Source organism: Methylotenera sp., from assembly GCF_013141425.1.
In the GTDB taxonomy this organism is placed as follows: domain Bacteria; phylum Pseudomonadota; class Gammaproteobacteria; order Burkholderiales; family Methylophilaceae; genus Methylotenera.
In genome coordinates this window covers 1-5101 of sequence record NZ_JABFRA010000039.1, presented here as the reverse complement: position 1 = coordinate 5101, position 5101 = coordinate 1, and the positions used below count along the sequence as shown (strand labels likewise).

Genomic DNA, 5101 nt, shown 5'->3' with positions numbered 1-5101 from the left:
TTGTCGAGGTATCGTTCAGCATCTAAAGCCGCCATGCAACCTGTACCAGCGCTGGTAACCGCTTGGCGATAAATATGGTCTTGCACATCGCCTGCGGCGAATATGCCTGGAATGCTCGTAGCTGTGGCATTGCCGCCACGACCCATTTGCGTGATGATATAACCGCCTTCCATGTCGAGTTGTCCTTCAAAAATATCGGTATTTGGTTTGTGGCCAATTGCAATAAATACACCTTTTAACTCGATGTCTTTGGTGCTGCCATCATTCACGTTTTTAATACGCATGCCAGTAACGCCTGTGTTATCACCTAATACTTCATCTAAGGTGTTAAATGTTTCCAGTATAATTTTGCCTTCTGCCACGCGTGCCATGAGTTTATCCACCAAAATGGCTTCGGCTTTAAATTTATCGCGGCGGTGTACCAAAGTGACTTTGCTGGCGATATTGGCTAAATACAATGCTTCTTCAACCGCGGTGTTGCCGCCACCAATCACCGCAACCTCTTGATTTCTGTAGAAAAATCCATCGCAAGTTGCACAAGCTGAAACGCCTTTGCCACTGAATTTCTCTTCACTTGGCAAGCCCAGATATTTGGCTGAAGCACCCGTTGCGATAATCAAGGCATCACAAGTATATTCGCCGCTATCGCCCACCAACCTAATCGGTTTTTCTTTTAAATGTGTGGTGTGAATATGGTCAAAAATCATTTCAGTATTAAAGCGCTCAGCATGTTTTTGAAAGCGCTCCATTAGCTCTGGGCCTTGCACGCCGTCGGCATCTGCGGGCCAGTTGTCGACTTCAGTAGTCGTCATTAATTGACCGCCTTGTGCAATGCCGGTGATGAGTACTGGGTTGAGGTTGGCGCGTGCCGCATAGACCGCAGCAGAATAGCCTGCAGGGCCAGAACCTAAAATGAGTAGTTTGACGTGTCGTGTTGCCATGATTAAAGCCTTTTATTAAGTCGGATTAAGATGAAAAAATAGAATAGTATTGTATTAGCTACGCAGCGACTTTGATACTGCTATAATTTGATTTAACGTTAAATTTGTAAGGTTTTGCTATCTTGTTTTTCAAAAAATCAACTCCAGTGAATGCGCGCCGTGAGGCCGAAGTTAGTAAATCGCAAATCATAGGCGCAACGCTTATAAAAGAAGCCTGGTGGCTAGGTTTAGTGCTGGTTGGGTTGTTTATCACGGTGATTCTTTTTACCTATAATCGTGAAGACCCGTCTTGGTCTCATGTTGCGGCAGACGGCGCAATTATTCATAATGCAGGTGGCAGTGTAGGCGCTTGGCTTTCTGACATGTTGTTGTATTTATTCGGCTTTTCAGCATGGTGGTGGGCAGTGCTGGCGTTTTATGCCATGTGGTTTGTTTATCTGAAATTAGAAGTGGTCAATCAAAGCGAAAAACCATTTTTATTATTTAATTTCATCGGGTTTGCTTTATTGCTGGTCGCCTCTTGCGCTATCGAGGCAGGACATTTGATTAGCTTACCAGCCCAATTACCCTTGGCGCCAGGTGGCATGCTCGGAACGGCTGTCGATGCTACTTTACGAAGTATGTTTGGCTACACGGGTTCCAGTATGTTATTACTCTCAATGTTTGTTGTGGGTTTTAGCTTGTTTACTGGCTGGTCTTGGATTTTGATTACCGAGAAATTAGGCACGGCCATTATCGCAGGTTTTGAATTTATTAAATTCAAATGGCAAGATTGGCAAGACAGAAAAGCAGGAAAAGTAGTTGAGCAAGAACGGGCCGAGTTTGTGCAAACAGAGCGTAAACGTGTTGTAGACCGCGAACCAGTGTTGATTGAGCCGCCAGTGCTAGAAGTAACAAAAAGCGAACGAGTGCAAAAAGAAAAGCAAGCGCCCTTATTTGAAACATTGCCAGACTCTGTGTTGCCACCATTACACTTGCTTGATGATCCAACAGGTTCAGTTGAGTTGCCCTCGGCTGAAACGCTGGATTTTACTTCACGCTTAATCGAGCGAAAACTGATGGACTTTGGTATTGAGGTTAAAGTGCTAACGGCACAACCTGGTCCGGTGATTACGCGTTTTGAGTTAGAGCCAGCGGCGGGAGTAAAAGGTAGCCAAGTTACTAATTTGATTAAAGATTTAGCTCGCGCACTTTCTGTGGTGAGTGTGCGTCTGGTCGAGACGATTCCAGGTAAAACCTGCATGGGTTTGGAAATTCCAAACGCAAAACGCCAAATCGTTTACTTGTCTGAAATTATGAGTAGTCAGGCGTATGCCGATGTAAAATCACCACTAGCAATCTGTTTAGGTAAAGATATTTCTGGTAAACCAGCCGTGGCAGATTTAGCCAAAATGCCGCATGTACTGGTGGCGGGTACCACGGGTTCTGGTAAATCTGTCGCGATTAATGCGCTTATTTTAAGCTGGCTATACAAAGCCGATGCCAGCCAAGTGCGCATGATTTTAATTGACCCAAAAATGCTGGAACTTTCTGTATATGAAGGGATTCCACATTTGCTAGCACCCGTAGTAACCGATATGCGTCAAGCGGCTAATGCGCTTAATTGGTGCGTTGCTGAGATGGAGCGGCGCTACAAATTAATGTCGATGTTGGGTGTGCGAAACCTTGCGGGCTACAACCAAAAAATTCGTGATGCAGAAAAAGTCGATGAGAAAATCCCGCATCCGTTTAGCTTAACGCCTGACGACCCCGAACCATTAATGGAAATGCCGTTAATCGTTGTAGTGATTGATGAGCTAGCCGATTTGATGATGGTAGTAGGTAAAAAAGTTGAAGAGTTGATTGCGCGCTTGGCGCAAAAAGCCCGTGCATCAGGCATACATTTGGTGTTGGCTACCCAACGCCCTTCGGTGGATGTGATTACTGGTTTGATTAAGGCTAATGTACCGACGCGTATTTCATTTCAGGTTTCCAGCAAAATTGACTCGCGCACTATATTAGACCAAATGGGTGCTGAAGCGTTATTGGGTCAAGGGGATATGTTGTACATGCCCCCAGGGACTGGTTACCCTGTACGTGTGCATGGAGCGTTTGTGTCTGACCAAGAGGTGCACAAGGTAGTGAACTACCTGAAGGCACAAGGTGAACCAAACTACATAGAAGGGATTCTAAGTAATGAGGCGGAAGAGGGTGGTGCAGATTTTGCTGATGGTGTTTCAAGTGCAGGTGGAGGCTCAGAAGTAGATCCGCTTTATGATGAAGCAGTTGGAATTGTGCTTAAAACGCGCCGAGCCAGTATTTCTGGTGTACAACGTCAGTTGCGCATCGGCTATAACCGAGCCGCACGTTTGATTGAAGACATGGAACGCGCGGGTTTGGTATCGGCTATGCAAAGTAACGGAAACCGTGAAGTGCTTGTACCACATAACGATGCCTGATTTTAAAATTGTACAGAATATTTAAGCTTGAACCAATATAGGATTTAAATGCATAAAATTAAGAAAATGGTTTTTGTTAGCTTTCTGGCGTTGCCATTGCTTGCGCAAGCAGATGGCATTGCTAGCCTGAGAAAATTCTATAATGAAACCCATGCATTAAGTGCCAATTTTTATCAAGTGGTGACGGATAGACAGGGTAAAAAAATTCAGGAAGTTTATGGCGAAATGCAGTTGAAACGGCCCAATAAATTCCGGTGGGATTACAACAAGCCCTATGAACAGCAAATTATTAGTGATGGTAAGCAGGTATGGCTTTATGACACTGAGTTAGCTCAGGTTTCTGTGCGTGAATTGAGTAAAACACTCGGTTCCAGCCCCGCGGCACTGCTAGCGGGCGATGATAGCTTGGATAAAAATTTCAAGCTGGTTAATGCTGTTAGTAAAGATGGTCTTGATTGGGTCACGACCAACCCTAAAGATTCGGATACAGGCTTTAACAAAATATCATTAGCATTTAAAAATGACGTGCTTTATGAAATGGACATGGTCGATAGCTTTGGCCACCAAACAAAAATTGTATTTAGTAACTTGGTGCATAACCCAATAATTGAAGCAAAAACGTTTTTATTTAAGCCACCTAAGGGTGTTGATGTTGTTGGTGAGTAATTCCATTGTACCTTCAAATCCATCGTGCCTTCAGATGAATGCTGCGATGCACAGGTCTTGCCATACGGCTTGTATTGTCTGCGAGCTTACGCCTTGCCTTTATTTACAAGTCTCAATGGAATAATGGATTAGTTCAATTTTGAATAGTTTGTTTGAAGCCAATAGCCCGCAAGCGCCTCTCGCTGAAAGATTGCGCCCCAAAACTTTAGATGAAGTCGTCGGCCAGTCTCACTTGCTAGCGGCAAATAAGCCTCTCCGGTTAGCATTTCAGTCAGGTAAACTGCCTTCCATGATTTTATGGGGGCCACCAGGCGTTGGTAAAACCACTTTGGCACGCCTGATTGCAAATACGGCAGATGCTGATTTTGTACCGATTTCTGCGGTACTTTCAGGCATTAAAGACATCCGCGAGGCGGTCGAGCGCGCCGAGCTTACCTTACAGCAGCACGGTCGTAAAACCATATTATTTGTTGATGAAGTACACCGCTTCAATAAAGGTCAACAGGATGCGTTTTTGCCGTTTGTGGAAAGTGGCTTAATCACGTTTATTGGCGCGACCACAGAAAACCCGTCGTTTGAGGTAAATAGCGCTTTATTAAGCCGCGCACAGGTTTTTGTACTGAATGCGCTTTCTGAATCTGAACTGGCCTTATTGTTGAGTCGTGCGCAGCAATTAGTCGCAGAAAATATTACGATTGCAGACGAGGTGCGTGAGCAAATACTAGCGTATGCAGATGGTGATGCAAGACGCCTGCTTAACTTTGTTGAAAGCTTATTTAATGCCGCTGAAGGTGCCAGTGTCAGTGAAATTGATGAGGCCTTTCTGGAAACCACCATGGCGAGTAAGCTTCGTCGATTTGATAAAGGCGGTGAAGCATTTTACGATCAGATTTCGGCCTTACACAAATCGGTGCGTGGCTCTAACCCAGATGCCGCCTTGTACTGGTTTTTACGCATGTTAGATGGCGGCGCAGACCCCTTGTATTTAGGGCGCCGTATCGTGCGCATGGCGGTTGAAGATATTGGCCTGGCAGACCCACGCGCGCAGGGCATGGC

General features: G+C 45.2%; 4 protein-coding genes. 3 read left to right on the top strand and 1 reads right to left on the bottom strand.

Translation table 11 applies throughout. The features are described 5' to 3' along the window. Positions 1-941, bottom strand: a 941-nt coding sequence (gene trxB / locus HOO90_RS03390; RefSeq protein WP_292839476.1) for a thioredoxin-disulfide reductase, incomplete at its 3' end; no start/stop codon positions are given. Between the two features lie 122 nt (positions 942-1063). Between trxB and HOO90_RS03385 the strand changes: the two genes are divergently transcribed. From HOO90_RS03385 to HOO90_RS03375, 3 genes are all read left to right on the top strand, one after another. After that, positions 1064-3379, top strand: coding sequence for a DNA translocase FtsK (locus HOO90_RS03385; RefSeq protein WP_292839474.1), 2316 nt, complete (start codon positions 1064-1066; stop codon positions 3377-3379). 48 nt (positions 3380-3427) lie between these two features. After that, positions 3428-4045 carry an outer membrane lipoprotein chaperone LolA gene (gene lolA, locus HOO90_RS03380; protein WP_292839472.1) on the top strand — a complete coding sequence of 206 codons (618 nt, stop codon included), beginning with the start codon at positions 3428-3430 and terminating at the stop codon, positions 4043-4045. A 139-nt stretch (positions 4046-4184) separates the two neighbouring features. After that, positions 4185-5101: replication-associated recombination protein A (locus HOO90_RS03375; RefSeq protein WP_292839470.1), on the top strand; the 917-nt coding region annotated here is incomplete at its 3' end.

Excerpts from the sequence above, each read along its gene's own strand:
- lolA (WP_292839472.1), top strand. The coding sequence starts at position 3,428 with ATGCATAAAATTAAGAAAATGGTTTTTGTTAGCTTTCTGGCGTTGCCA.